This window comes from Staphylococcus sp. FW104-15G4D (assembly GCF_058790135.1).
On the sequence record NZ_JBYTCH010000021.1, the window covers coordinates 1 to 616 of the forward strand.

Below are 616 nucleotides of genomic sequence, written 5' to 3' on the forward strand. Positions count from 1 at the left end.
CCCTCTAGAGATAGAGTTTTCCCCTTCGGGGGACAGAGTGACAGGTGGTGCATGGTTGTCGTCAGCTCGTGTCGTGAGATGTTGGGTTAAGTCCCGCAACGAGCGCAACCCTTAAGCTTAGTTGCCATCATTAAGTTGGGCACTCTAAGTTGACTGCCGGTGACAAACCGGAGGAAGGTGGGGATGACGTCAAATCATCATGCCCCTTATGATTTGGGCTACACACGTGCTACAATGGACAATACAAAGGGTAGCGAAACCGCGAGGTCAAGCAAATCCCATAAAGTTGTTCTCAGTTCGGATTGTAGTCTGCAACTCGACTACATGAAGCTGGAATCGCTAGTAATCGTAGATCAGCATGCTACGGTGAATACGTTCCCGGGTCTTGTACACACCGCCCGTCACACCACGAGAGTTTGTAACACCCGAAGCCGGTGGAGTAACCTTTTGGAGCTAGCCGTCGAAGGTGGGACAAATGATTGGGGTGAAGTCGTAACAAGGTAGCCGTATCGGAAGGTGCGGCTGGATCACCTCCTTTCTAAGGATATATTCGGAACATCTTCTTCGAAGATGAAAGGGATAACGTGACATATTGTATTCAGTTTTGAATGTTTAT

1 rRNA gene is annotated in these 616 nt (G+C 48.9%); it reads left to right on the forward strand.

The features are described from left to right. Positions 1-538: ribosomal RNA gene (locus tag AC3WQX_RS12050) — 16S ribosomal RNA — on the forward strand; the annotation flags it as partial. Positions 539-616 lie beyond the last annotated feature (78 nt).